Genomic DNA, 23,829 nt, shown 5'->3' with positions numbered 1-23,829 from the left:
TACAAATAGAAAAGGCATATAACAATCATATGTTATATGCCTTTTCTATTATATATTTAGTAATTTATTTAGGTAATGTAAATTTAGCTTTTTTACCTTGTGAAATATCTTTAGCTTCTTTATTTCTCATAGGTCCTAACTCAATCTCAAAGCTTTTGTCTTTCCAAATCTTCTCATACTGCTCTTGATCTAAAATAAATACTTGCAGTAACTCTCCAGATGTTCCCGTTTTGACTGCAGCGTTATAGTCGTAATTTAGTAGCATACCTTCATTAATCGTATATTGTGTACCATCATTCACTCTCAATGTAGAGCTTATAGGAGATAGTGAAACGTCTTGAGTATCTTTGTTATCAAGCTTGAATTTCACTGTTAATAGAACAATACCATTTTTGAAATTTGCAAAGCGTGGAGCTTCGACGGAATTTGGTGTGAATTGAGTAAATTGGTATCCGTCTAATGTAACATGAACAGCACCTAATTCTTGGCTGCTATTAATACTTGATTTCTCTTTTAACATTTTTTTATCGCCCATGTTATTAGCCGTAGCTTTATCTTGGTAGAAAGTTTTATCTGTTGCAACCTTCTCAGCACCTTGTTTATTTAAACTTAATGAAAAGCTTCCAGGGCTTCCGATTGGAGCATCGAATTTTCCTTTATTAGCTTGTGCAGTTGGGACTGTGACTGAGACTGTTGAGAGACTTGAAATTTTTTCTAGATCATCTTTTCCGAATGGATACGCGATATAACCAGAAATAGTTTCTCCTGCTTTTACTAAGTAATCATTCGTTGGAGCAAGCTTAGTTGGTAGCTGATCTTCTTTTGGAATTAAGTCTTTATAGTTACTATATACTTTCTGAGCACCGGTAAATGACATGTCCAATGCTGGCATATAATAAATATCTTTAGCTGAACTATTTTTTACGCTATAGTTCACAAGAATAACTCCGCCCTCTGTTTGACGGTTAAATGGAATGTTAAAGTCCGTATGGAATCCATTTAATTCAACTAATGTATAGCTGTTCATCGATACTGAAACATCTTCAGCTTTATGGACTTGTGGTTCCTTATTTTCAAAAAGAACTTTTGTTTTACCACCTGTTTCTTTTTCCATGTAGGAAATAAGTTTAGAATAATCGCTGGAGCTAGTAGCGGTATTTTCCGTCTTTTTATCTTCAGTTTTCTTGTTTTCGGATTTTTTATCTTCAGGTTTATTTTCTTTCGTCGTATCCGTTTTTTCTGTTTTGCTTTCTTTTGTTGCATTCTCTTTTTGTTCTTTATTTGTCGTATCGCTTTGACCACAGCCGGTTATTACAAAAGCTGCTACGATTATTGCAGAAAATAAAGAAAGTAATTTTTTTGACATGTTTCTTCCCCCTATTTGTATAAAACTAAACTCTCACATTAGCCCCACGTTTTATTATAAGAAGGCTAGTCAATATTTACCAGTGTTTTTTCTAATTATTTCCATTATTTAAATATTATAATATAATAAATTTGATAGAAGTTTGGAATGGAATATTGGTTTTTATTTTTTATCATTTAAAATATTACATCATATTGTTAAGATAGAAATAGAGGTATATGGAAAGGAGACAAGGACTCAATATGTGGATGAACTTGTAATGATTAGAAATTAGATAGATGAATTTTTCTCTCATAAGTGAGGGGTTATTTAGCTATCTGTAAATCATGCAAGGATTGCATATTTGGCTTGTGCATCCCCTTTGTAAGGATAGATACGTATGTGGGGAAATTCATATCTCTTATATAAAATATGCGTCCTTTAAAATTGGAGGAGTATATGATGAATCAATTAAAACATAAAGTAGCAGTTGTTACAGGTGTAAGTCGTCTAGATGGTATAGGTGCAGCAACTTGTAAAGAATTAGCTGAAGCAGGATACGATATATTTTTTACATATTGGACAGCTTACGATAAAGAGATGCCTTGGGGCGTTGATCAAAGTGAACAAATACAATTACAAGAAGAGTTACTAAAAAATGGTGTGAAAGTATCGAGTATGGAGTTAGATTTAACTCAGAATGATGCACCGAAAGAGCTTATAAATAAAGTTACTGAACAACTAGGCTACCCCCATATATTAATTAATAATGCAGCATATTCTACGAATAATGATTTCTCTAATTTGACTGCTGAAGAACTGGATAAGCATTACATGGTAAACGTTCGTGCGACTACATTGTTAAGTAGTCAATTTGCCAGAGGATTTGATAAGAAATCTGGTGGTAGAATTGTGAATATGACGTCGGGACAATTCCAAGGGCCTATGGCGGGAGAACTAGCGTATGCAACAACGAAGGGAGCTATTGATGCTCTAACTAGTACGTTGTCAGCAGAAGTAGCTCATTTAGGAATAACAGTGAATGCAATTAACCCAGGTCCAACCGATACAGGCTGGATGACTGAAGAGATAAAGCAAGGATTAAAACCGATGTTTCCTTTTGGAAGAATTGGTGAACCAAAGGATGCAGCAAGACTCATTAAGTTTTTAGTAAGTGAAGAAGCAGAGTGGATTACGGGGCAAGTTATTCATTCAGAAGGTGGATTCAAAAGGTAAAAAGAAGGTATCTCACTCTGGTGAGATACCTTCTTTTTTAATCCTTATATATTTTATTTTAAGGTAATCGAAACGTTTCCTTTTTTATGCCCTTTTTCCACATACATATGAGCTTCAGCAATTTCTTCTAATCGGTAAGTTCTATCAATAACAGGTTTTAAATGTTCTGTTTCAGTTAGTTTTTTTAGTAGAATCATATCCTCTTTACTTACCTTTGCCATCATTCCATTCACAGATACATATTTTCCATTGGGTGTTAATGTATTTGTACAAAGGGATTTTTTATACTTCCCAACTGCATCAAATATAATATCGTAGCGCTCGCACCCCTTAGTAAAATCTTCTTTCGTATAATCAATTACTTTATCAGCCCCTAAAGATTGAACGAGTTCAAAATTTGAATTACTACAAACAGCCGTAACGGTCGTACCAAAATATTTAGCGAGTTGTATGGCAGCTGTTCCTACTGATCCAGAGGCACCATATATGAGAACTTGTTGCCCCTTTTTTATCCGGCCTTTTCTCAGAAAATGCAACGCTGAAGTTCCACCAAAAGGAATAACTGCCGCTTCTTCATACGTTACATTGGTAGGTTTTAATGTTATTAATCCACTTTCATGCACGCATGTGTATTCGGCATAACCACCAAGATTGAGTTCTGTTAATGCAAAAATTTGATCCCCTTTTTTAAATTGAGTTACATCTGTCCCAATATCCTCTATCTCTCCTGCTAATTCTACGCCAAGTATAGGGTTTCTCGGTTTTCTAAGTCCTAATATAAGTCGCATAGGAATCCAAAATAATAGAGGGCTATTAAATCCGCGTATTTTACAATCTCCAGTCGATACACTTGTTGCGTGAATTTTAACTAATACTTCGTTCTTTTTAGGTATAGGTTTCTCTATATTTTGAAGCTGAAGAACGTTAGGTGGTCCATACTGTGTGCAAATGATCGCCTTCATAATGTCCTCCTGAAATGAGTTGTCGTTATTTACATCATATTTAAAATCTTTATTAAACATGTCGCTATATAGCGAGTATAGATTAAAAATTATATAGATTTCATAGGAAAAGAGGTGATATTATTTTGGGAAAGGGGGCAACAGTATGAAAAAAATTATTTTTGTTTCAAGTTTAGTACTTGCAATCAGTCTAGGGGTAGGGTGTAGTAATGAGAAAACAGCAAAGACGGATGAGCCGAAAAAAGAATCCGTTCAAAAAGAAAAGGAATTAACGGCGAAAGATGTTTTCAAGAAAACGAATGAAGCTTTTAAAAATGAAGAACATGTAACGATGACATATGGTGTAGGGGTAAAAGCTGAGGGAACGGAGATGGATATATTAAAGGCTAAGATGCAATTAGAGCCAAAGACAAAGAATTCTCGCTCTGAAATGAATATTTCCGGTACAGATGTTGTAGTGTATACTGTGGATGGTAAAGTTGCTGGTGAGGTAAAAAACCCTAATACAGGAGAAGTTATAACCGTACCAGAGGAGCAATTAAACGCTGGTGGAATGAAAGCGACTCAAGATATTATAGATAAATTAGAAGTACCGGAAGTAGTTTTAGATAAAATGAAGCTGGAGAAAAGCGGAGATAAATATAAACTGAAATTTACATTAAAAGGGCAAGAAACAGAAAGTATGTTAACTAGCATGGATGAAACGCAGAAGAAAATGTTACAAGCACAAAATGCGAAGATAGAAGAAGTGGATGCAGAATATATCATTACAAAAGATTTTAAATATGAATCAGCAAAGATAGACATGATTATGAGTAGTAATGGCAAGGATAAAGCACACATTATTACGAACGCAAAATATACGTCGTATGAAAAGTTTGACCCAATACAATTGCCAGCAGCAAAGTAACAGTTTTGATAAGGAGGGACCTAAAATAAGGTCCCTCTTTTTTGTATTCTTTCTTCATAGGAAAATAGGTACAATATAAAGAGGAAAAGATGTAGAAGAGGAGAGTGTCATTTGAAAAAAGGAAAGATAGCGGTGGTCATTGTAGCATATACAGTGTTGCTTGCAACGTCTGTACATACATATAAAAAACAACTCGATCATCCTATTATGAGTGATGTAGGTAAATTGCTTCCGACAAAAATAAAACGTGTTGAAAGTGCTACTGATGAGCAATCGTTAATAAAATTAGTGCAAGATGCGAATGTTTCTGGAGAGAAGATTTCTATTGCTGGTATGCAACATAGTCAGGGCGGGCAGACGTATTATCCACATGGTACGATGCTTGATATGAAAGGGTATAATAAAATATTAGAATTTGATCCAGAGAAGAAGCGCATTACAGTTCAAAGTGGTGTCACGTGGAATGATATTCAGAAGAAAATAAATCCATATGGTCTTGCAGTTCAAGTTATGCAATCTCAAAATATTTTTACGGTTGGCGGTTCATTAAGTGTAAATGTACATGGTCGTGATATTCGTCATGAAGCATTGATTGATACAGTAGAGTCGTTTAGATTGCTAATGGCGGATGGTACGGTGCGTAATGTAAGTAGAGAAGAGAATGCAGATTTATTTCCTTATGTCATTGGCGGTTACGGGTTATTTGGTGTCATTTTAGATGTGACCTTAAAGTTAACAAATGATGAATTATATGAAACGCACACGAAAATGCTAGATTATAAAGAATACACGTCTTATTTCAAAGAGAAAGTGAAAAAAGATGAAAATGTTCGTATGCACTTAGCTCGTATTTCTGTTGCTCCAAATTCATTTTTAAGAGAAATGTATGTGACAGATTATACATTGGCACAAAACCAAAATATGAGGGAGGAGTATAGTGAATTAAAAGAAGAAACTATTATAGCAGCGCCTAAATTTTTACTTGGATTATCACGCTATAGTGATTGGGGAAAAAATACGTTTTGGGATATACAAAGAAGTTATTTCGAACGTACAGATGGAAAGTATGAGACGCGAAATAATGTTATGAGGTCAGATAGTGCCTTTATGGAATATGAAAATCCGAATAGGACAGAAGTGTTACAAGAATATTTTGTGCCTATAGATTCTTTCACGGAATACATAGATGATTTACGTAACGTATTAAATGAAGAAGAGTTTAATTTGCTCAATATTACGATTCGTTACGTGGAAAAGAATGAAAATGCAGTTTTATCCTATGCGAAAGATGATATGTTTGCACTGGTTCTTTTAATTAATCAAGGGCGTTCTGAAAATGAGATAAAGAAAACAGAGGATGTTATTCAGAAGATGATTGATGTTACGTTAAAGCATAACGGTAGTTATTATTTACCGTATTATTCTTATCCAACGAAAGAGCAGTTAAAGAGAGCATATCCTCGTATAGAAGAGTTTCTTCAGAAGAAAAAAGAAGTGGATCCAAAAGAGAGATTTGTGAATTTATTTTATAGGGAGTATACGAAATGACATATAGAAGATTTGTAGCTTCACAAAGCATCATTATGATGGCAGGAAGTATGGTATTTCCTTTTTACATTCTATTGCTTCGGAATGTTGGAAATAGCTTCTCACAGTTTGGCTGGGCATATGGCTTATTTGCTTTAACTTCAGCTCTAGTATATCCGTTAGTTGGAAGAATCTCTGATAGAGTAGGTGATAGAAAGTTACTAATTATATACGCCTGGTCTATGGCAATATTAATGCTTTGTTTTCCTATTGCAACAGAAGTATGGCATGTATACATTCTTCAAATTTTAATGGGTATTTTAGGGGCTGTGCAGCGTAATACGGAGAAGACTTCGTTAGCACGAAAAGTTGTACAAGAAAATGCTGGTTATGAGATTGGAAAATATCATGTGTGGACATCGATTGGAGGAGCAGTAGCAATTATTGCAACAGGATATTTAGTAGATTTCTTTACGATCGGCACGATTTTTTATATTGCATCTATCTTATATGTAGTGAGCGGAGTTGTATTAAGTAGTAAAAAAATATAACAATTCCCATTTTTACCTGAATAACCTTTATTTGTTATACTAAAGAGGAAGACAAAAGAAAAGGGGACATTGCCTTTGATGAAATTTTTAATTTTAGCTATTCTCACTTTGTTTTTGATTCCATGGACAAGAAGAAGCGGTAGTAAACTTCGAGCAGTGGATAAGAAAGGGGATGAGAAGGTTGTAAAGGGTAAGAAATCATCTATTTTAGTTATTCCAGTTTTATTTTGGATAGGTATTGCAATCTATGAATATTTTTGGCTAATTGATGATCGAGCAGATTCAATTCTTACTCATTATTCTGTTGCAGTAGCGATTTTAATTGGGCTTGTTTTATTTTCCCAAGATCAAATAGGTAAATTAGAAGGTACGTTAAAAGGACTTCTAATGCTTGTTTTACTTGCAAGTTACGGCTACTTTGGTTATTTGCACGATATAGTAATCTCGCAAAAGAAATATGATTCTGTTGTAAAGGTAGAGAAAGATATTTCAGAGCCATTTACTGAAAATGATCAGCCATTTACAGTGCCGCCAAAGACAGCGGAGAATAAGATGAAAAAAGTATTTGGGGATATTCCGAAAGTAGCTTATTTTGAGCTAGGAGAATTAACGCCACAAATGGTAAATGGCGAGGCTTTATATGTAGCACCGATTGAAGTTTCAGGATTTTTTAAAGCACGTAAAGCTGAGACAATTCCAGGGTACGTCACGATGTCAGGTACGAATCCTGATGCAGAAGCAAAGCTGCACCTTGGTTATAAAATGAAATACGTGCCAAGCATGTTTTTCGGAAATAATTTAGAGCGTGTGGTAAGGCAAGCAGAACCAAATTTAATCTTTAAAGGAAAACCTAAATTTGAAGTGGATGATAAAGGGAAACCGTATTATACAATGACGTACGGTGAATTTATTTCAGGAAGATCTGGATTTGAGGTAGAGGGCGTTGTAGTAGTAGATGCACAAACAGGCGAAGTGAAAAGATACGATAAAGGAAAGGCACCTAAATTTGTTGATGGCGTATTAAATCACGAGACTGCATCTACGTTAAATACGTACTTCGGTAAATATATTCACGGATTTTGGAATACAAAATTCTCGCAAACTGATATGAAGATCCCGACTGAGTGGGGAACGAAAGAAGGAGTTACACCGATTTTCGGTAAGGATGGAACACTATATTACTTTACTGATTTCACTTCTCCGAAAGAAGGAGTAGATTCTGCGTTAGGTTACTCACTCATTGATGCGCGTACAGGTAAGTTGTATTACTATAATGGAAAAGAAGTAAAGGGAATTATGGATGGTTCGGCTGCTTCGGAAGTCGTGGATAATTCCTTTAAGAGAGAAAAGTGGCATGGAACAATGCCGGTTATTTATAACGTGTACGGTAAACCTTCTTGGATTGTACCTGTTATTGATGATGGAGGGTTAGTACGTGCCCATACTGTTATCTATGCTTCTAATGCGAAAATATTTGCAACAGGTTCGACGCAAAAAGAAGCGCTTGAGAATTATAAAAATGCGCTGAGTGGAAGTGGAGATTCATTTAGACCGACTTCAAATGGAAAAGAGGCGCAAAAAGAAGGCGTTGTACAACGTGTATATAAAGAAAAATCAGGTGAAAATACAATCGTGTACGTACTGTTAGAGAATGAACAAAAAGTATTTATGATACCTGTGAAGAAATTCCCATATGCTATGTTTACAGAAGTGGGAGATCCAATTCAAATCACATATTTAGATACAGGAGAGGCGATGTCTTCCGTATCCAAATTTAAAAATAGTAATTTGAACAAGTAAAGCGATAGAAATTCTATCGCTTTTTTTACAGAATTAAACAGGAAAATGCGCTATACTTGACGTATGTTTATGTTGTAACTATAATTGTTACGATTTAGTATGTATAGGAAAGGGTGAACGAAAAAAGTGAATGAAGTTAATCAGGAAATATATAAGCCTGTAAAGATGAACAGGTTATGGATGATTCTTGTATTAGGAACACTTACGGCAATTGGGCCGTTATCTATTGATATGTATTTGCCTTCGTTACCGAAGTTAACGGATGACTTGCAAACGGGTGCATCTCTAGCACAGCTTACATTAACAGCTTGTTTGCTTGGGCTTTCAGTAGGACAATTATTTGTTGGCTCAATTAGTGATATTTATGGAAGACGCAAACCTCTTATTATTGCTCTCATTATTTATGTTGCTTCTTCTTTACTTTGTGCTGTTGCGCCATCTATTTGGACTTTAGTGTTATTACGCTTCCTACAAGGAGCTTCAGGATCAGCCGGGATTGTTATATCACGTGCAATGGTACGTGACATGTATTCAGGTTCTGAAATGACGAAATTCTTCTCATTGCTTATGTTAGTAAACGGAGCAGCACCTATTTTGGCACCGATTATAGGGGGACAATTATTACAGTTCACAACGTGGCGCGGTGTCTTTATCGTTCTCGGGGCAATAAGTGTATTTATGTTAATATCAGCTACTTTCGTATTACGTGAAACATTACCTCCTGAAGAAAGAGAAACAGGCGGTTTGTCAGGGACGTTAGCGACGTACGGAAAACTATTAAAGGATCGTTTGTTTATGGGATATGCATTGTCACAAGGATTAGTAACAGCGGCAATGTTTGCTTACATTTCGGGATCGCCATTTGTATTGCAAAATATATACGGGGCATCACCACAGCAATTTAGTTTATTCTTTGCGATTAACGGTATCGGTATTATTATTGCTAGTCAGGTAACGGGTCGTTTAGCAGGGAAAGTGAATGAGAAGACATTATTTGTCTCTGGTATCATTATTGCAGCTGTTGGTGGTTTATCTTTATTACTGACAATCTTACTAGGGATAGGGTTAATTGGTGTTTTATGCTCGTTATTCCTTGTCGTATCAAGTGTTGGGGTTGTCTCAACAACTGGGTTCTCATTAGCGATGAGAAATCAAAAACAAGCTGCAGGAACAGCATCAGCTTTATTAGGCTTATTACAGTTCATTTCAGGAGCGCTTGTTGCACCGCTAGTAGGTATAGGTGGAAGTAACACGGCATTACCGATGGGTGTTGTAATAGCTCTTTGTGAAATTGGTGCGGTACTATGCTATTTATTTATGGCTAGAAGAAGTGAAAAGCAGTTTGAACTGCAAGCAAGACAAAATTTAGAGGCTTAACAAAAAAGAACTGATTCAAAGGGAATATTTGAATCAGTTCTTTTTTCATTTCTTTGAAATACCTCATATAGTTTTGTAAGGTGCTGTAGTAAAGCAGTGCAAAAGTTATTTGTATAAAGTGACGATACTGTGACAAACATGTTGGTATATATATTATGATGTCGTCTTAAGTGTAAAAAGTAGGATGTTCTCGGTATAATAACAAGTGGAGATAAAAGAAACTATAATGAGTAGTAGCTGTAGATAAAAGGAGAAGAAGAGATGAAGAAGGTTTTGGGTATTGCTGTAATGGGAAGTATGATCCTTCTAGCAGGATGTAATGGAAATAAGGATACGAAAGAACCGAAAGAAAAGGTAGAGCAATCTACAGAACAAACAGAAGAAATGAAAGAATACCGTGCAGTACATGAAAAATACGATTTGAAAATGAATAAAGAAATTAATAATGCACTGCAGTTATTTGAAGTGGCAAAAGAAAAGGGCGGTAAGGAAATAACGACTGCTACATATAAAGAAGATGTGCAAAAGGTAACAACGAGCATGTTAGAAGATATTGATCATATACGAAAAGAAATTCGTGTTCCGAAGTCGAAAGAGCAAGAACATGAGGTATATGTCGGTTTCTTGAATGAATCGGAACAAGCAATGAAAAAATTACAGAAGTTAGCTAAAGAAGAAGATTCATCGTTGATTCGTGATATAGAAATTAATTTTGCAACAGCATCGACATACTATAAACGTTTTCAAGCAGAAACGAAAAAATAACCTTGCCTATGCAAGGTTATTTTTTCTTCTTGCCATCTCCATCTTCATCCTCGGATACTAATATCTTCTGTTCTTCGTGAAATTCGGAAATAGTTTGCCCGGTAATATTATCAAAGGGGGTGTAAAAAGAGGTAATGCTTTTCTTTTTAATGAAAAGCTTATAAAATCCAATGATAACAAGTATAACGATTGTTAATGGTAATCCTATAGTTGCTAGAAGTAAGGGATCCATCATATAACTCCTTTCATATTGTTTTTTTTATTATAGGCGAAAAACTGTAATTTAGATAAATACACTATTAAAAACTGATTTTTCTAAATATATCCAATTTGATTGACTTTTCATTTTTTCAGAATTATAATTCGAAATATACAATTTGAACCAAATAATAATATAGCAATTTACTTATCCAGAGAGGTAGAGGGACTGGCCCTATGACACCTCAGCAGCGGGTTCTGTAATAGGAACACCGTGCTAATTCCAGCAAGCAAGTCTTGAAAGATAAGTGATAGGCCTTTGTTTATTAAGCCTTGATCTTATTTTTTAAGATCAAGGCTTTTTGTATTCTAAAAAGAGAAAGGGAGTAATGGAAAAAGTACGTTCATAAAACTAAGTAAATATATGTGTTTAGGGGGTTATTGGAGTGTATGTAATTAAAAAATTATCGGTTATGGTGTTCACACTATGGGTTATTACGACAGTGACATTTCTAATTATGCATATTATTCCGGGAGATCCATTTTCATCAGATGCAAAGATCTTTCCGGAGGAAGTTGTGCAAAATATGAGAGCGAAGTATCACCTTGATGAACCGTTATGGAATCAATATGTTGCTTATTTAGACGGCGTAGTTCATTTTGATTTTGGTGAATCTGTTCAATCAACCGGGCAAGGTGTATCAGAAATCATAACAACTGGCTTTGGTCCATCAGCAATTATTGGTTTACAAGCACTTATTATTTCATTGCTAGTCGGAATTGCTGCAGGTACATTTGCTGCTCTCTATCATGGGAAGGTAATTGATTACGGTGTAAGTTTACTTGCCATCCTCGGTATTTCTATTCCAAGTTTTATTTTAGCACCACTATTTATACAAATATTCGCTATTCAATTCGAGCTCTTACCAGTAGCCTCTTGGGGTACATTTGAACATACAGTATTGCCATCCTTTGCATTAGCGTTAGGACCAATCGCAGTGATTACAAGATTTGTTCGCTCTAATATGATTGAAGTTTTGCAGAGTGATTATATTAAGTTAGCGAGAGCGAAAGGTATACCGATTAAGAAAATTATTATAAGACATGCTCTTCGAAATGCAATTGTTCCAGTGCTTACATTTGTTGGGCCGTTAATGGCTGGACTTTTAACAGGGACTTTCGTTATTGAAAAGATTTTTTCAATTCCTGGTCTCGGAAAATATTTTGTAGATAGTATTTTTAATCGAGATTATCCAGTGATTATGGGAACAACCATTTTTTATAGTGCACTTTTAATTGTATGTATCTTTATTACAGATATTATTCATCGTATTGTTGATCCACGTATTCGTTCTATTACGTAAGGAGGGAGATGTTTAGATGGGGGCTTATGAAATTAATGACCAGTTATTAACAAATGAAGAGAAAAAAGAATTAACAATAAATAAAGATCAGCAAAAGATTAGCCGAAAGAAAGAAGTGTTTCGTAAGTTTGTATCGAATCCAATCGCAGTTTTAGGATCAGTGACGTTATTACTCATTATTGTTTTTTCACTTGTTGGTGAAAGTTTAACGCCATTTACTGCGAGTGAACAAGTAAAAGAGGCGACAAATTTACCACCTAGTAGTGAGCATTGGTTCGGAACAGATGATTTGGGAAGAGATATTTGGGCGCGTACTTGGGCTGGCGGGAAAATTTCATTAACAGTTGGATTAGTGGCAGCTGCTCTTGATATAGGACTTGGTGTGCTAATCGGAGGATTTAGTGGATATGTGAGAGGGCGCAATCGCCTTGGGACATTAATTGATGAGTGGATTATACGAGGAATCGAAGTGTTATACGGCATCCCATATTTATTAATTGTCATTTTACTATTAATTGTTATGAAACCAGGTCTTTTTACCATTATCATCGCCCTTGCATTAACAGGATGGATTGGTATGGCACGTCTCGTTAGGGCGCAAGTTTTATCTTTAAAACAAAGAGAGTTTGTTATTGCAGCGGAGCGATTAGGTACATCACATATGAAAATTATATATGGGCATTTAATTCCGAACTTAACAGGCATTATTATCGTAAATTTATCATTTACAATTCCAGCAGCTATTTTCTCAGAATCATTTTTAAGCTTTATCGGACTAGGAGTGCAATCACCGGCAGCAAGCTGGGGGACGATGACGAATGATGCACTTGGGACATTACTAAGCGGGGAATGGTGGCAGCTATTCTTCCCAGCAATCATGATTGCGCTCATTATGTTCGCATTTAATGCGATTGGTGATGGTTTACAAGATGCAATTGATCCAAAAATCGTAAAACAGAATCGAAAGGAGAAAAAACATGGGACAGCTCTTATCTTTAGAAAACGTAACGTTAGCCGTTGAAAAAGAGAATAGTAAACAAGCAATTGTGAAGCATGTTTCCTTTTCTATTAACGAAGGTGAAATTGTTGCACTTGTAGGAGAAAGTGGCTCAGGGAAAAGTGTTACAGCACAATCTATTATCGGCTTAAATCAAGAATCAATTCATATTGATGATGGAAATATATCTTTTGAATCAGAGAAATTAACGAATCTACAAGAATCAGAATGGAATCAAATTCGTGGGAAAGATATTGCTTTTATCTTTCAAGACCCACTTTCATCTTTAAATCCGACGATGAAGGTGGGAAGGCAAATTACAGAGGTGATTTTGCAACACGAAAAGAAATCGAAAAAAGAAGCAAAAGAAATTGCGATTAACTTATTAAATGATTTAGGGATACATGAAGCAGAGAAACGCTTTGAACAGTACCCACATCAATTAAGCGGAGGCATGAGGCAACGTATTTGTTTAGCGATCGCATTTGCCTGCCACCCAAAACTCGTTATTGCGGATGAACCTACGACAGCGTTAGATGTAACAATTCAAAAGCAAATTATGGAGTTATTAAAGGAAAGAAAGGAAAAGCAAAATACGAGTATTTTACTAATTACGCACGATTTAGCACTTGTACGTGAAGTAGCGGATCGAGTAGTTGTCATGTATGGAGGACGTGTTGTTGAAAAAGGAACGATAGAGGAAGTGATAGGCTCCCCTAAACATCCATACACAAAAAGCTTATTACAAGCAATTCCCAATATAGATGATTCTGAAAAGGTACTTCGGGCAATTGAGGGAACAACACCATCAATTGAAACATTAAATAGCTTTGGGTGCCCATTTGTCAATCGTTGTCCAGTAGCGATAAAAGAATGTATTCATCGTTTCCCAGAGAGAACAACATATTCCAAGGAGCATAGTTCACATTGCTGGCAACATGTTCTGGAGCATAATAAGGCGAAATCAAAAGAGAAGGTGAATGCCTCATGACGACAGATTTAATTACTGTAAACCAAGTAACGAAAACGTATGGAAGTAAAAATAAAGAAATCGCAGCGTTAAAAGACATATCACTTGCGATCCCGAAAGGAACAACGCTTGGCATTATTGGAGAAAGTGGTTCAGGAAAAACAACACTTGGTAAGCTCATAGCTGGGATTGAGAGTCCAACGTCTGGTGAAATTGATTATAACGGTCAAGTCGTTCACAAGTTGAAGGCAGCTCATAAACGTGATTTCTTACAGAAAGTACAGTTTATTTTTCAAGATTCCACAGCAGCATTAAATCCGCGCTGGAAAGTACGCGATAGCGTAACGGAAGGTTATATTTCATTCGGTTTAGGTGATAAAGGATTAAAGGATAAAGTAGCAGGTGATGCGCTAGAACGTGTGGGATTAGATAGACGATATATCGATCGCTATCCGCACGAATTTAGCGGAGGACAACGTCAACGAATTGCTATTGCAAGAGCGTTATTGTGTGAGCCAGAAGTATTAATTCTTGATGAACCAATTTCAGCCTTAGATGTTTCATTGCAAATTCAAATTGTACATCTGCTGCAAAAAATCCAAAAAGAACAAGGTTATACATATTTATTCATCGCGCATGATTTACCGATGGTTCACTATTTATGTGAAAAAGTAGCTGTCTTATACAAAGGAGAACTTGTTGAATTTGGAAATACGGACGAAGTATTCCGTAATCCACAACATTCTTATACAAAAACACTATTGGCATCAACACCAAAAATTTCAGGTTAAAGGAGAATGTAGGATGAAGAAGTTTTTACTGTTTGTCATTATGACTGTTTTAGCAATTACTTCTGTCGCTTGCGGTAAGAAAGAGACGCAAAAGGCGAGTGCTGGTAAGGGAGAAGGAGATCGATTAGTAACGAATATTGGTAGCGATCCATATACACTTGATTCCGCTATCGCGACAGATAGTACTTCAGGTTATGTAATTGGACATTTATTCTCAAGCTTATATACGCAAGATAGTGATGGGAAATATCAAAATGAATTAGCAGAGAAAGAAGAAGTAAATGCTGATGGAACTGAGTATACAATTCATTTAAAGAAAGATATTAAATGGTCAGATGGTTCTGCTATTACAGCAAATGATTTTGAATTTGCATGGAAGCGATTATTAAATCCGAAAACGGGTTCTATGAATGCGACAGAAATGTATTTTATTAAAGGGGCAGAGGCATACAATACTGGAAAAGGTGAAGAAGGACAAGTTGGCATTCAAGTCATTGATCCTCAAACATTAAAGGTAACACTTGAGCACCCAGTGTCTTCTATTAAACAAAAGTTAGCAAGCTCATTATTCATTCCATTATCTAAAAAATCAATTGATGATAATAATAAATTAAAAACAGATCCAAAAGAGTTAATTACGAACGGACCATTCACATTAAAAGAATGGAAGCATAATCAGGCTATTACAGTACAAAAAAATAAAGAATACTATGATAAAAAGGTAACATTAAAAGAAATTGAGTTTCGTATTATTCCAGATTCTAAAACAGCGTACCAATTATACAAATCAAAAGAATTAGACGTACTAAGTGGTTTACCACAAGAGATGATTGAGAAAGAAAAAGGAAATAAAGAATACAAGCGTGTTTCAGGATTTTCATCTTATATTTATTCGTTTAACGTAGAAAAAGAGCCGTTCACAAATGCGAAAGTACGTAAAGCATTCTCGTTAGCAGTTGATCGTAAGTTTATTGTTGAAAAACTGTATAAAAACAATGCACAAGAAGCAAATGCATTCGTTCCAGAAGGAGCAAAAACACAAAGTGGGCGTGATTTCCGTAAAGAAAAAGGTGGTTACGTTAAATTTGATCCAGCAGAAGCGAAAAAATTATTAGAAGAAGGCATGAAAGAACAAGGCTGGTCTACATTACCTGAAGTAACATTAAAGTTCACTACAGATACACAACATAAAAAAGTAGCAGAAGCAATGCAAGAAATGTTTAAGAAAAATCTTGGCGTAGATATTAAATTAGAAAATAAAGAGTGGAAGAGTTACATCGACACATATAAGCAAAGTGATTTCCAATTAGCTTATATGGGATGGGGCGGTTCTCTATTAGATCCAATTACTAAATTAGATTTATATGCAGGTGATGGTCCAAACAATTATGCAAAATGGCATAATAAAGAATTTGATGCTTTAGTGAAGGAAGCAGAAGTTGAACAAAATGAAGATAAGCGTTTTGACTTATTGCATAAAGCGGAAGATATTATGTTTACAGATTCACCATTAATTCCAATTATATTCCCGTCGGATTCCTATTTACAAAAACAAACGGTATCTGGACTTCAATATTATGTTGGCTCTAAACCAGATTTAAGATATGCAAAAATAAAGAAGTAGGCAACTGCCTACTTCTTTATTTTATTTCTCTTTTATATTCTTTTTTCGTTCCATCAGAGAAGACAACTTCTAACTCGAATTTTTGATAGTCTTTATCAAGTTTGAACACGTTCACTACTTGATCGATTACTTCTTGGTCAGCAGTATCTTTATCAAATTTTAATTCTTGTAGAAGTGGGCTTAATTTTGTAATAGCCTCGTCTCCTGTTAATTTTACATCTGCTTTATGATCTTCAATTTTTGCTTCCATTTTCTTATCAGCTGCTACATTTTTATAATCAGCTTCGTAGTCTTTCTTCGTATCTTGATAGTCTGCATCTAAACTAAATTCATTAAAATTAAGTTTTAAATCTGCAGGAGCTTCATTTTTTGCTTCTTCAGTTGTTTTCTTATTCGAAGTTGTATCTTCTTTTGCAGGAGCTTTACATCCTGTTAATGCAGGTACTAGCATAAGAGCTAATAAAACTGATAGTAGAATTCTCATTATAAATTCCTCCTTATGTAAATTCGTTCTATACAAGTTTTTCCCAAAAACATGTAATTATGTATGTGTTGAAAATAAATTATTATTCTGTAGTCACAAGGGCTAATCCGCAATTTAAATCAAAAAAGATTTGTATGTATATGGTAAATTGAAGTTGTGAGGGAGGTACTAAAATGCATGAAGAGTATAAAGAGATAATAAAAAAATCAATTGAATATATAGAGAATCACTTACATGAGGAGCTTACAACAGAAAGAGTGGCATCTCACAGTGCAGTATCGATGTACCATTTTCATCGTATCTTTCAAAGATATGTTGGGATGAGTGTAACGGATTACATTCGAAAGAGAAGATTAACTCATGCTGCACAGGCTTTAGTATCAACTGAAATAGCTGTTATTGATATTGCAATGCAATATGGTTTTTCCTCACAGGAGGCATTTACGAGGGCTTTTAAAAGAATGTTTCAATTGCCACCAAAGAAATATCGAAAGTACTTCCAGTCATTTTATATAGAAAGAGAGGGTGTTTCAATGCAAAAAGGTATACCGAAAGGATGGATCTTAAGTGGAAGTCATCCTGCTGAATATGAGATGGGTTTAGATTATGAAGTTGTCCATCAAGGGAAAGTATCTGCATACATAAAAGCAAAAGAGAATGTTACGCACGGAGGATTTTCAACATTAATGCAAATGTTCCGAGCAGATAAATATGTAGGGAAGAGATTACGTTTTACAGCATTTGTTAAGAGTGAAAATGTAAGAGATTGGGCAGGATTGTGGATGCGAGTAGACGGAAAAGAGACAGAACCGCTTGCTATGGATAATATGCAAAATCGTCCCATTAAAAATACGAATAATTGGCAATCGTACTCGGTTGTATTAGATATAAAAGAAGGAGCGCTTGGTATTGCATTTGGTGTTTTATTATCAGGAGAAGGTTGTGTGTGGCTAGATAGTATTCGATTTGATGAAGTAGATGAAAAAATTCCTACAACAGATTTGGCAGAGAACTTTTATGAAACACTTTTAGAAGAACCAGTGAATCTACAATTTGAAGAATTAGAAAAATAAAAAGCAAGGAGAAAAGATATGCTCAAATATGTAAAACTAATAAGTATTAGTTTAGTAATAGCGTCTTGTATTATGGGAATTAATTATTTAGTTAGCTATCTTTGGTCAGGGCATACACCTTCTTTGACATGGAGAACATATTTAATGTTTTTGTTTATATTTATGATGAGTTTTAGTTCAATGCAAAAAGAAGGGGAAGAGGATTGTTGACAATTGTTAGAAAAGTTATATAATCTAAATGTAAGTGATCACTTGCATGAGGAAGAGAGGATTTTATGGCGCGCTCAAAGACAGCAGAAAAAATTATTCAAGCAGCGATTGAACTAGTGAAAGAAAAAGGATATACAGCAGCGACAACGAAAGAAATTGCAATGCGTGCTGGTGTTAATGAAGTAACGATATTCCGCAATTTTAAAAGTAAGAAGGGTGTTATTGAAGCGGCGGTTGCTGAATTTTCATATGTACCGCATTTAAAACAGTTTTTACAAACAGAAATTGTGTGGGAATTAGAAACGGATTTAAAAAATTTAGCAAGGCATTATCATAATTTTTTAGATGGGGTAAAAGATATTATTGCTATTGGTATACGTGAGGCTGGAGAATTTCCTGAATTAGACGGGGAAATTGCTAAAATACCACAAGGACTAAAAGAAGAATTAAGTATCTATTTTGCAAAAATGCAGGAAAAAGGAAACATTATTGATACGAATATTGAAGCGCAAGTAATGAACTTTATCTGGATCAATTTTGGATATTTCTTATCTAAATTACGTTTTGCAGATCGCCTGACAGAAGTTGATGATGAGAAATTTATTGAAAATAATATTGTTTTATATGCTAGGGCATTAAGACCCTAGTATTTATTTAAAATAAAATGCAAGCATGTACTTGCTTGCTGGATAGGAGAGTGAGAAGATGGAATCATTAAAACAATTTTTAAAACGACCTGGTACGTATGTAGGAATGGTAGTGGCATTATCATTCCAACTTATTTTCTTTTGCGTGTGGTTAACAGCGTATGATGGAGTGAATGGAAGAGCAGATCAAATGCGTATCGCTATTGTGAATGAAGATGTCAATATAGGTAGTAAAATAGCAGAAGGCTTACAGAGAAATTTACCATTTCAAGTGAAAGCAGAACGGTCTGTAGAAAAAGCAAACAAAGAAATGAATGACCATGTGTACGATATGATTATTGAAATTCCTGCTTCTTTTTCAAAAGATATAAATGAAACAGGAAAATCAAATTTAAACTTCCACATTAATCAAGCGAATGCCATGATGGCAAAGCAAATGATGGAAGGAGCTGCAAAACAAATTCGAGATAATGTAAATAAAGAGGTAGCAAATTATAAGAAACAAGCGATTGTTGGAAAGCTACAAGCTGTAGGAACTGAGAATGTAGAAGTGATAAGAGGGTTAACTGAAGATTCAATTGGTTTTACAGTTCATAAAGTAAATGATGCAAAAGGATTTTCAGTGAATATGGTACCGCTAATGATCGTATTAGCTTCATTTGTAGGAGCAATGATTATGAGTATGGAACTATCAAAAGTTGCAAAAGAAGTAAAGGGCGGTTGGAGTAATTTCTTATCAAGACAAATCATAAACGGTACAGTATCAATTTTACTTGCATGTATTACAATTGGTTTAATGAAAGGGTTCCAAATCGAAATGCACGAAACGGTATGGAGTGTATGGATATTTCAAGCGATAGTTTTCTTCGCATTTCTTTCATTAACACAAATGTTTCTAACTGTGTTTGGAAACGCAGGTATGATTTTTAATATTATCTCACTATCGTTACAACTTGTAAGTTCGGGAGTAATCGTACCACATGAGATGCTTTCTAAAACATATCAAACAATCGGCGGATTATTTCCTGCAACATATGCAGCGAATGGCTATTATACAATAATATTTGGAGGAGTTAATTTAGAGAGAAATATTATTTCGTTATTAATTATTGTATTGGTTACACAATCAGTAGCAATGATGACTTTAGCTATAAAAGGAATGGTAAAGGGAAGAAGAAGCTCTGTAGTTAAAGAAGCATAAAATAAAAAGGTATCCTCGGTGGGATACCTTTTTATTAGCACTTATTATTTTGCAACTTCTGTCCACTTGTAGTTAAATTCACCACCGAAGTCAGTTGTTACAAGTCCTTTAATGAAAGAGCGTTGTAAGTAAGAGCGACCTTGTTGGTATAAAGGAGCAACAGCACCGTCTTGTAATAGAATTTTTTCAGCTTGCTTCATTGCTTCCCAGCGAGCTTTTTCATCACCAGCTAAATCTGTTTTTACTTTATGAATTAGCTCATCGTACTCTTTGTTAGAGTATTTATCGAAGTTGTAAGCACTATCTGTTGTAAATAAATCTAAGAATGTAATTGGATCAGCGAAGTCAGGGCCCCAGCCATCAATACCGATTTCATAGTCACCACTTAACAGTAGTTTTAACTGTTGTTTACGTGGTTGTGGTTTTAAATTCACTGTTAATCCATCTAAGTTCTTTTCTAGTTCACCTTTTAAATATTCACCAGTCTTTTTAGCTAAAGCATTATCACTTGTTAGGAGTTCAATTGTTACTTTGTCAGTACCAAGTTCTTGCTTCGCTTTTTTCCAGTTTTCTTTCGCTGTTTTCACATCATCTTTCACTAGATTTCCATTTTCTTTACGGAAGTCGTTGCCATCAGGACTTTTTGCGAATTTCGCAGGAACCATTCCTTCAGCTGCAACAGCGCCGTTATTTAAAATTGTTTCTACATATGCTTTCTTATTCATTGCTCCGTTAATAGCAAGGCGTGCATGTTGATTTTTTAATGTTTCATTTTTTTGATTGAGTCGTAAAAATTGAATGCCAACTTCAGCGCGTTCTTTGAAGTTTGGATCGCCCTTATATTTATCAACAAACTCCGCAGTTAAAGCAACGCGATCAATTTGTCCTGAATCATATAAATTAACTTCTGTAGACTTGTCTTTAACGACATTGAAGTTGATTTCTTCTAATTTCACCGTTTTAGCATCCCAATAGTTAGGATTCTTCTTCAGTTGGAAGCTTTGCTCGTGTTTCCAGTTATCTAATGTGAAGGCGCCGTTGTAAATTAAATGATTTGTTTCTAAACCGTATTTATCGCCTTGAGACTTTAAGTACTCTTCATTAATTGGTAAGAATGTTGAGAATGTCGTTAAACTTAAGAAGTAGGGAACAGGACGATCTAGTTGTACTTCTAATGTTTTGTCATCAATAGCTTTGACCCCTAGTTGATCAATCGGCAATTGTTTTTGGTTTATTTGTTTCGCATTCTTTATATCGAAGAATAAGAATGCATATTCAGCTGCTGTATCAGGGTTTACAGCACGTTGCCAAGCGAAGACAAAGTCTTTTGCTGTAACAGGAGTACCGTTTGACCATTTTGAATCACGCAGATGGAATGTATATTTCGTTTTATCGGGACTAACGTCAACCGACTCAGCGACACCAGGAATCGGTTTATTATCTTCTCCCATTGCATATAACCCTTCAAAAACATTACGCATTACGTTCATGGATTCCCCATCCGTTGCTTTTGCAACATCCATTGTTGGAATTTCTGAAGCAAATGATAAGTTAATTGCCTGTTTATCAGGTGCTTTATCATTTGCTTTCGCTCCGCTTGCGTTATCTTTATTTCCCCCGCAAGCAGTTAGTAATAGACTTGCCCCTAAAACAGATGCAACAACAGGTACAACTTTTTTCTTCATTGTTCGTTCCTCCCTAAATGTGTTGTTCGTAACGTCATAATGTCCATGTTTTGAAGTGTATCTATAGAAGAAGAGAAAACCTATTATAAATATGTACATGTAGGTAATCAGGTGTTCTATATGTATATACATGTTGAACTATAATTTATCATTATATGCTTCGACGTAGTAGACGTTATATTATGATGGTGAAATATTTCGTTTCTTTGATTATTTAGAATATTAACACTGGAGAGAACTATATGTCAATAATAAAAAGTTGAGCATTAATTTTTTAAAATAATATATTAAAAAAGCGGATTTCCTCTTATTGAGAATCCGCTTTTAATACACTTTTTCAATAAAATAATTGGTTTAGATAGAAAAACTTCAATTCAGGTTGTCTTTTATTTTTCAATTTGTGCCCATTTGAAGTTTAATTGGCCTGCAAAGTCTACTTGCACAATTCCTTTCACATAAGAACGTTCTAAATAAGATTCACCTTTTTGGTAAAGGGGAGCGATAACAGAGTCTTTAAATAATATTTTCTCAGATGCTAGTAATGCTTCCCATCGAGCTTTTTCATCACCAGCTAAAGTCGTTTTAACCTTTTCAATTGTTTCATCGAACTCCTTATTAGAGTAATGATCTAAGTTGTATGGATTATTCGTTGTAAACAATTCAAGGAATGTAATTGGATCAGCAAAGTCAGGGCTCCAGCCATCAATACCGATTTCATAGTCACCTTTTAATAAAAGTGAAACTTGTTGTTTACGTGGTTGTGGTTTCACATTTACTGTTAATCCATCTAAATTCTTTTCTAGTTGTCCTTTTAAGAACTCACCCGTTTTCTTATCAAGGTCAGCATCACTTGTTAATAATTCTAATGTAATCTTTTCAGAACCAAGCTCTTGTTTTGCCTTTTTCCATAACTCTTGTGCAGATTTTGTATCAACTTTGGTTAAATCCCCGTTTATAGTACGGAAGTCCTTTCCATCAGGCCCTTTTGCAAAGTTTTTTGGAACGAGACCAAAGGTTGGTGTAGAGCCATCATTTAATAGTGTATTTACAAAGGATTTTCGATCGATTGTTTGATCGATTGCTTGGCGTGCAGAAACGTTTTGAAGTACTTTATTTTGTTGATTCATACGTAGAAACTGTACCCCTACGTTCGGACGTTCTTTAAAGTTGGCATCTTTTTTATATTTATCAACGAAGTCAGATGTTAGTTTTATACGGTCTAATTGTTTTGATTCGAATAAATTTACTTCTGTAGATTTTTCTTTTACGACGTTAAAATTGATTTCTTCCAGTTTGACAGTATCTTTATCCCAATAGGTAGGATTTTTCTTGAATTTAAAGCTTTGCTCGTGCTTCCAATCGCTTAGTGTAAAAGCTCCGTTGTACAAGATTGCATTGTCTTCTAAAGCGTACTTATCACCTTGTTGTTTAAAGAATTCCTCGTTAATTGGTAGAAAAGTTGGGAACGCTGTTAAGCTAATAAAGTACGGAACAGGACGTTCTAATTCTACCTCAAACGTATGGTCATCAATTGCTTTTACACCAAGTTGGTCGGCTGGAAGTTCTTTGTTGTTAATTTTTGTTGCATTTTTAATATCAAAGAATAGAAATGCATATTCAGAGGCTGTTGCTGGATCAACAGCTCTTTGCCAAGCGAAGACAAAATCTTTCGCTGTAACAGGAGTACCGTTTGACCATTTTGAATCTCGCAGGTGGAATGTGTATTTCGTTTTATCACCACTTACTTCATGAGATTTTGCAACACCAGGGACAGGTTTGTTACCTTCACCAAGATTATACAAACCTTCAAATACGTTTCTCATTACTTGACCAGAATCAGTATCTGTAGCACGAGCTGTATCCATTGTTCGTATTTCAGTAGGTGAAGATAAGTTTAAAACCTGTTTACTAGGCGCCTCGTCTTTTGCATTTGCTCCGCTTGCTTCGTTTTTATAACTACCGCAACCAGTTAATAAAATACTTACTCCTACAACTGATGCAATACCGGGTACAAACTTTTTTTTCATTTGATTTTCCTCCTAAATAATTAAGTTTGGATGATGATGAGGGAAATGAAAAATAAAAAATCCCTCTTTTCATATTGAGAAAGAG

22 protein-coding genes and 1 riboswitch are annotated in these 23,829 nt (G+C 35.0%); of the genes, 16 read left to right on the top strand and 6 right to left on the bottom strand.

The genetic code is table 11. The features are described 5' to 3' along the window. Positions 1–64 precede the first annotated feature (64 nt). Complete coding sequence (locus tag MR070_RS22100) at positions 65–1,366, bottom strand: DUF5068 domain-containing protein (RefSeq protein ID WP_070805074.1); 1,302 nt, start codon at positions 1,364–1,366, stop codon at positions 65–67. A gap of 438 nt (positions 1,367–1,804) precedes the next feature. Between MR070_RS22100 and MR070_RS22095 the strand changes: the two genes are divergently transcribed. Then, complete coding sequence (locus MR070_RS22095; protein ID WP_041184059.1) at positions 1,805–2,581, top strand: SDR family oxidoreductase; 777 nt, start codon at positions 1,805–1,807, stop codon at positions 2,579–2,581. A 53-nt stretch (positions 2,582–2,634) separates the two neighbouring features. Here the strand turns inward: MR070_RS22095 and MR070_RS22090 are convergent, their stop codons facing one another. Continuing rightward, positions 2,635–3,543 (bottom strand): NAD(P)-dependent alcohol dehydrogenase, encoded by a 909-nt coding sequence (locus MR070_RS22090; protein ID WP_197225440.1) that lies wholly within the window; start codon positions 3,541–3,543, stop codon positions 2,635–2,637. Between the two features lie 145 nt (positions 3,544–3,688). On the opposite strand from MR070_RS22090, the gene MR070_RS22085 reads away from it, so the two are divergent. The 6 genes from MR070_RS22085 to MR070_RS22060 all read left to right on the top strand — a co-directional run bounded on the left by MR070_RS22085 (position 3,689) and on the right by MR070_RS22060 (position 10,473). After that, complete coding sequence (locus tag MR070_RS22085; RefSeq protein WP_000720093.1) at positions 3,689–4,453, top strand: DUF6612 family protein; 765 nt, start codon at positions 3,689–3,691, stop codon at positions 4,451–4,453. A gap of 111 nt (positions 4,454–4,564) precedes the next feature. After that, positions 4,565–6,001 (top strand): FAD-binding oxidoreductase, encoded by a 1,437-nt coding sequence (locus tag MR070_RS22080; protein ID WP_242262013.1) that lies wholly within the window; start codon positions 4,565–4,567, stop codon positions 5,999–6,001. Further along, the gene (locus MR070_RS22075; RefSeq protein ID WP_000222369.1) at positions 5,998–6,531 is read left to right on the top strand and encodes an MFS transporter; all 534 of its coding nucleotides are present in this window, start codon (positions 5,998–6,000) and stop codon (positions 6,529–6,531) included. Before MR070_RS22080 ends, MR070_RS22075 begins: the two co-directional genes overlap by 4 nt. A gap of 78 nt (positions 6,532–6,609) precedes the next feature. Then, positions 6,610–8,331, top strand: a complete 1,722-nt coding sequence (locus MR070_RS22070; protein ID WP_242262019.1) for a DUF3981 domain-containing protein — start codon at positions 6,610–6,612, stop codon at positions 8,329–8,331. A gap of 165 nt (positions 8,332–8,496) precedes the next feature. Beyond that, positions 8,497–9,708 carry a multidrug effflux MFS transporter gene (locus MR070_RS22065; protein WP_116777297.1) on the top strand — a complete coding sequence of 404 codons (1,212 nt, stop codon included), beginning with the start codon at positions 8,497–8,499 and terminating at the stop codon, positions 9,706–9,708. 261 nt (positions 9,709–9,969) lie between these two features. Continuing rightward, positions 9,970–10,473 carry a hypothetical protein gene (locus MR070_RS22060; protein ID WP_000756528.1) on the top strand — a complete coding sequence of 168 codons (504 nt, stop codon included), beginning with the start codon at positions 9,970–9,972 and terminating at the stop codon, positions 10,471–10,473. A gap of 16 nt (positions 10,474–10,489) precedes the next feature. On the opposite strand, the gene MR070_RS22055 is transcribed toward MR070_RS22060, so the two are convergent. Beyond that, the gene (locus MR070_RS22055; protein ID WP_000371388.1) at positions 10,490–10,705 is read right to left on the bottom strand and encodes a DUF3951 domain-containing protein; all 216 of its coding nucleotides are present in this window, start codon (positions 10,703–10,705) and stop codon (positions 10,490–10,492) included. A 171-nt stretch (positions 10,706–10,876) separates the two neighbouring features. Beyond that, a riboswitch (SAM riboswitch) is annotated at positions 10,877–10,982 on the top strand. A gap of 135 nt (positions 10,983–11,117) precedes the next feature. Here MR070_RS22055 and MR070_RS22050 point away from each other — a divergent pair. From MR070_RS22050 to MR070_RS22030, 5 genes are read left to right on the top strand one after another with little or no spacing between them, the layout of a single operon-like run. Then, positions 11,118–12,035, top strand: a complete 918-nt coding sequence (locus tag MR070_RS22050) for an ABC transporter permease (protein ID WP_000289331.1) — start codon at positions 11,118–11,120, stop codon at positions 12,033–12,035. 16 nt (positions 12,036–12,051) lie between these two features. Beyond that, the gene (locus tag MR070_RS22045) at positions 12,052–13,056 is read left to right on the top strand and encodes an ABC transporter permease (RefSeq protein WP_000501524.1); all 1,005 of its coding nucleotides are present in this window, start codon (positions 12,052–12,054) and stop codon (positions 13,054–13,056) included. Next, positions 13,013–14,023, top strand: a complete 1,011-nt coding sequence (locus MR070_RS22040) for an ABC transporter ATP-binding protein (RefSeq protein WP_242262012.1) — start codon at positions 13,013–13,015, stop codon at positions 14,021–14,023. The genes MR070_RS22045 and MR070_RS22040 overlap by 44 nt, the downstream gene beginning before the upstream one ends. Beyond that, complete coding sequence (locus MR070_RS22035; protein WP_242262011.1) at positions 14,020–14,793, top strand: ABC transporter ATP-binding protein; 774 nt, start codon at positions 14,020–14,022, stop codon at positions 14,791–14,793. The genes MR070_RS22040 and MR070_RS22035 overlap by 4 nt, the downstream gene beginning before the upstream one ends. A gap of 13 nt (positions 14,794–14,806) precedes the next feature. Then, the gene (locus tag MR070_RS22030; protein ID WP_242262010.1) at positions 14,807–16,417 is read left to right on the top strand and encodes a peptide ABC transporter substrate-binding protein; all 1,611 of its coding nucleotides are present in this window, start codon (positions 14,807–14,809) and stop codon (positions 16,415–16,417) included. Positions 16,418–16,433: 16 nt separating this feature from the next. Here the strand turns inward: MR070_RS22030 and MR070_RS22025 are convergent, their stop codons facing one another. Continuing rightward, positions 16,434–16,901 (bottom strand): YusW family protein, encoded by a 468-nt coding sequence (locus tag MR070_RS22025; protein ID WP_001221555.1) that lies wholly within the window; start codon positions 16,899–16,901, stop codon positions 16,434–16,436. A gap of 173 nt (positions 16,902–17,074) precedes the next feature. On the opposite strand from MR070_RS22025, the gene MR070_RS22020 reads away from it, so the two are divergent. The 4 genes from MR070_RS22020 (at position 17,075) to MR070_RS22005 (ending at position 20,032) form a co-directional block, all read left to right on the top strand. Then, the gene (locus MR070_RS22020; RefSeq protein WP_000544196.1) at positions 17,075–17,974 is read left to right on the top strand and encodes a helix-turn-helix transcriptional regulator; all 900 of its coding nucleotides are present in this window, start codon (positions 17,075–17,077) and stop codon (positions 17,972–17,974) included. 18 nt (positions 17,975–17,992) lie between these two features. Continuing rightward, positions 17,993–18,184 (top strand): hypothetical protein, encoded by a 192-nt coding sequence (locus MR070_RS22015; protein ID WP_000922536.1) that lies wholly within the window; start codon positions 17,993–17,995, stop codon positions 18,182–18,184. A 65-nt stretch (positions 18,185–18,249) separates the two neighbouring features. Further along, complete coding sequence (locus MR070_RS22010) at positions 18,250–18,831, top strand: TetR/AcrR family transcriptional regulator (protein WP_000124366.1); 582 nt, start codon at positions 18,250–18,252, stop codon at positions 18,829–18,831. Between the two features lie 58 nt (positions 18,832–18,889). Beyond that, positions 18,890–20,032 carry a YhgE/Pip domain-containing protein gene (locus MR070_RS22005; protein ID WP_242262009.1) on the top strand — a complete coding sequence of 381 codons (1,143 nt, stop codon included), beginning with the start codon at positions 18,890–18,892 and terminating at the stop codon, positions 20,030–20,032. Between the two features lie 44 nt (positions 20,033–20,076). On the opposite strand, the gene MR070_RS22000 is transcribed toward MR070_RS22005, so the two are convergent. Both MR070_RS22000 and MR070_RS21995 read right to left on the bottom strand, forming a co-directional pair. Beyond that, positions 20,077–21,717, bottom strand: a complete 1,641-nt coding sequence (locus tag MR070_RS22000; RefSeq protein WP_000731078.1) for a peptide ABC transporter substrate-binding protein — start codon at positions 21,715–21,717, stop codon at positions 20,077–20,079. A gap of 386 nt (positions 21,718–22,103) precedes the next feature. Next, positions 22,104–23,744, bottom strand: coding sequence for a peptide ABC transporter substrate-binding protein (locus tag MR070_RS21995; protein WP_044790576.1), 1,641 nt, complete (start codon positions 23,742–23,744; stop codon positions 22,104–22,106). Between the last annotated feature and the right edge of the window lie 85 nt (positions 23,745–23,829).

Origin of the sequence: Bacillus cereus group sp. BfR-BA-01453 (genome assembly GCF_022662915.1) — a bacterium.
GTDB classification, from domain to species: domain Bacteria; phylum Bacillota; class Bacilli; order Bacillales; family Bacillaceae_G; genus Bacillus_A; species Bacillus_A paranthracis.
This window is presented reverse-complemented; position numbering and strand designations above follow the sequence as displayed.

What these genes read in the sequence shown, in the direction of transcription:
- MR070_RS22040 (WP_242262012.1), top strand. Translation starts at nt 13,013, where the DNA reads ATGGGACAGCTCTTATCTTTAGAAAACGTAACGTTAGCCGTTGAAAAA.
- MR070_RS22090 (WP_197225440.1), bottom strand. Translation starts at nt 3,543, where the DNA reads ATGAAGGCGATCATTTGCACACAGTATGGACCACCTAACGTTCTTCAG.
- MR070_RS22020 (WP_000544196.1), top strand. Translation starts at nt 17,075, where the DNA reads ATGCATGAAGAGTATAAAGAGATAATAAAAAAATCAATTGAATATATA.
- MR070_RS22100 (WP_070805074.1), bottom strand. Translation starts at nt 1,366, where the DNA reads ATGTCAAAAAAATTACTTTCTTTATTTTCTGCAATAATCGTAGCAGCT.
- MR070_RS22015 (WP_000922536.1), top strand. Translation starts at nt 17,993, where the DNA reads ATGCTCAAATATGTAAAACTAATAAGTATTAGTTTAGTAATAGCGTCT.
- MR070_RS22025 (WP_001221555.1), bottom strand. Translation starts at nt 16,901, where the DNA reads ATGAGAATTCTACTATCAGTTTTATTAGCTCTTATGCTAGTACCTGCA.
- MR070_RS22035 (WP_242262011.1), top strand. Translation starts at nt 14,020, where the DNA reads ATGACGACAGATTTAATTACTGTAAACCAAGTAACGAAAACGTATGGA.
- MR070_RS21995 (WP_044790576.1), bottom strand. Translation starts at nt 23,744, where the DNA reads ATGAAAAAAAAGTTTGTACCCGGTATTGCATCAGTTGTAGGAGTAAGT.
- MR070_RS22085 (WP_000720093.1), top strand. Translation starts at nt 3,689, where the DNA reads ATGAAAAAAATTATTTTTGTTTCAAGTTTAGTACTTGCAATCAGTCTA.
- MR070_RS22095 (WP_041184059.1), top strand. Translation starts at nt 1,805, where the DNA reads ATGATGAATCAATTAAAACATAAAGTAGCAGTTGTTACAGGTGTAAGT.
- MR070_RS22010 (WP_000124366.1), top strand. Translation starts at nt 18,250, where the DNA reads ATGGCGCGCTCAAAGACAGCAGAAAAAATTATTCAAGCAGCGATTGAA.
- MR070_RS22005 (WP_242262009.1), top strand. Translation starts at nt 18,890, where the DNA reads ATGGAATCATTAAAACAATTTTTAAAACGACCTGGTACGTATGTAGGA.
- MR070_RS22030 (WP_242262010.1), top strand. Translation starts at nt 14,807, where the DNA reads ATGAAGAAGTTTTTACTGTTTGTCATTATGACTGTTTTAGCAATTACT.
- MR070_RS22000 (WP_000731078.1), bottom strand. Translation starts at nt 21,717, where the DNA reads ATGAAGAAAAAAGTTGTACCTGTTGTTGCATCTGTTTTAGGGGCAAGT.
- MR070_RS22045 (WP_000501524.1), top strand. Translation starts at nt 12,052, where the DNA reads ATGGGGGCTTATGAAATTAATGACCAGTTATTAACAAATGAAGAGAAA.
- MR070_RS22075 (WP_000222369.1), top strand. Translation starts at nt 5,998, where the DNA reads ATGACATATAGAAGATTTGTAGCTTCACAAAGCATCATTATGATGGCA.
- MR070_RS22055 (WP_000371388.1), bottom strand. Translation starts at nt 10,705, where the DNA reads ATGGATCCCTTACTTCTAGCAACTATAGGATTACCATTAACAATCGTT.
- MR070_RS22060 (WP_000756528.1), top strand. Translation starts at nt 9,970, where the DNA reads ATGAAGAAGGTTTTGGGTATTGCTGTAATGGGAAGTATGATCCTTCTA.
- MR070_RS22065 (WP_116777297.1), top strand. Translation starts at nt 8,497, where the DNA reads ATGAACAGGTTATGGATGATTCTTGTATTAGGAACACTTACGGCAATT.
- MR070_RS22070 (WP_242262019.1), top strand. Translation starts at nt 6,610, where the DNA reads ATGAAATTTTTAATTTTAGCTATTCTCACTTTGTTTTTGATTCCATGG.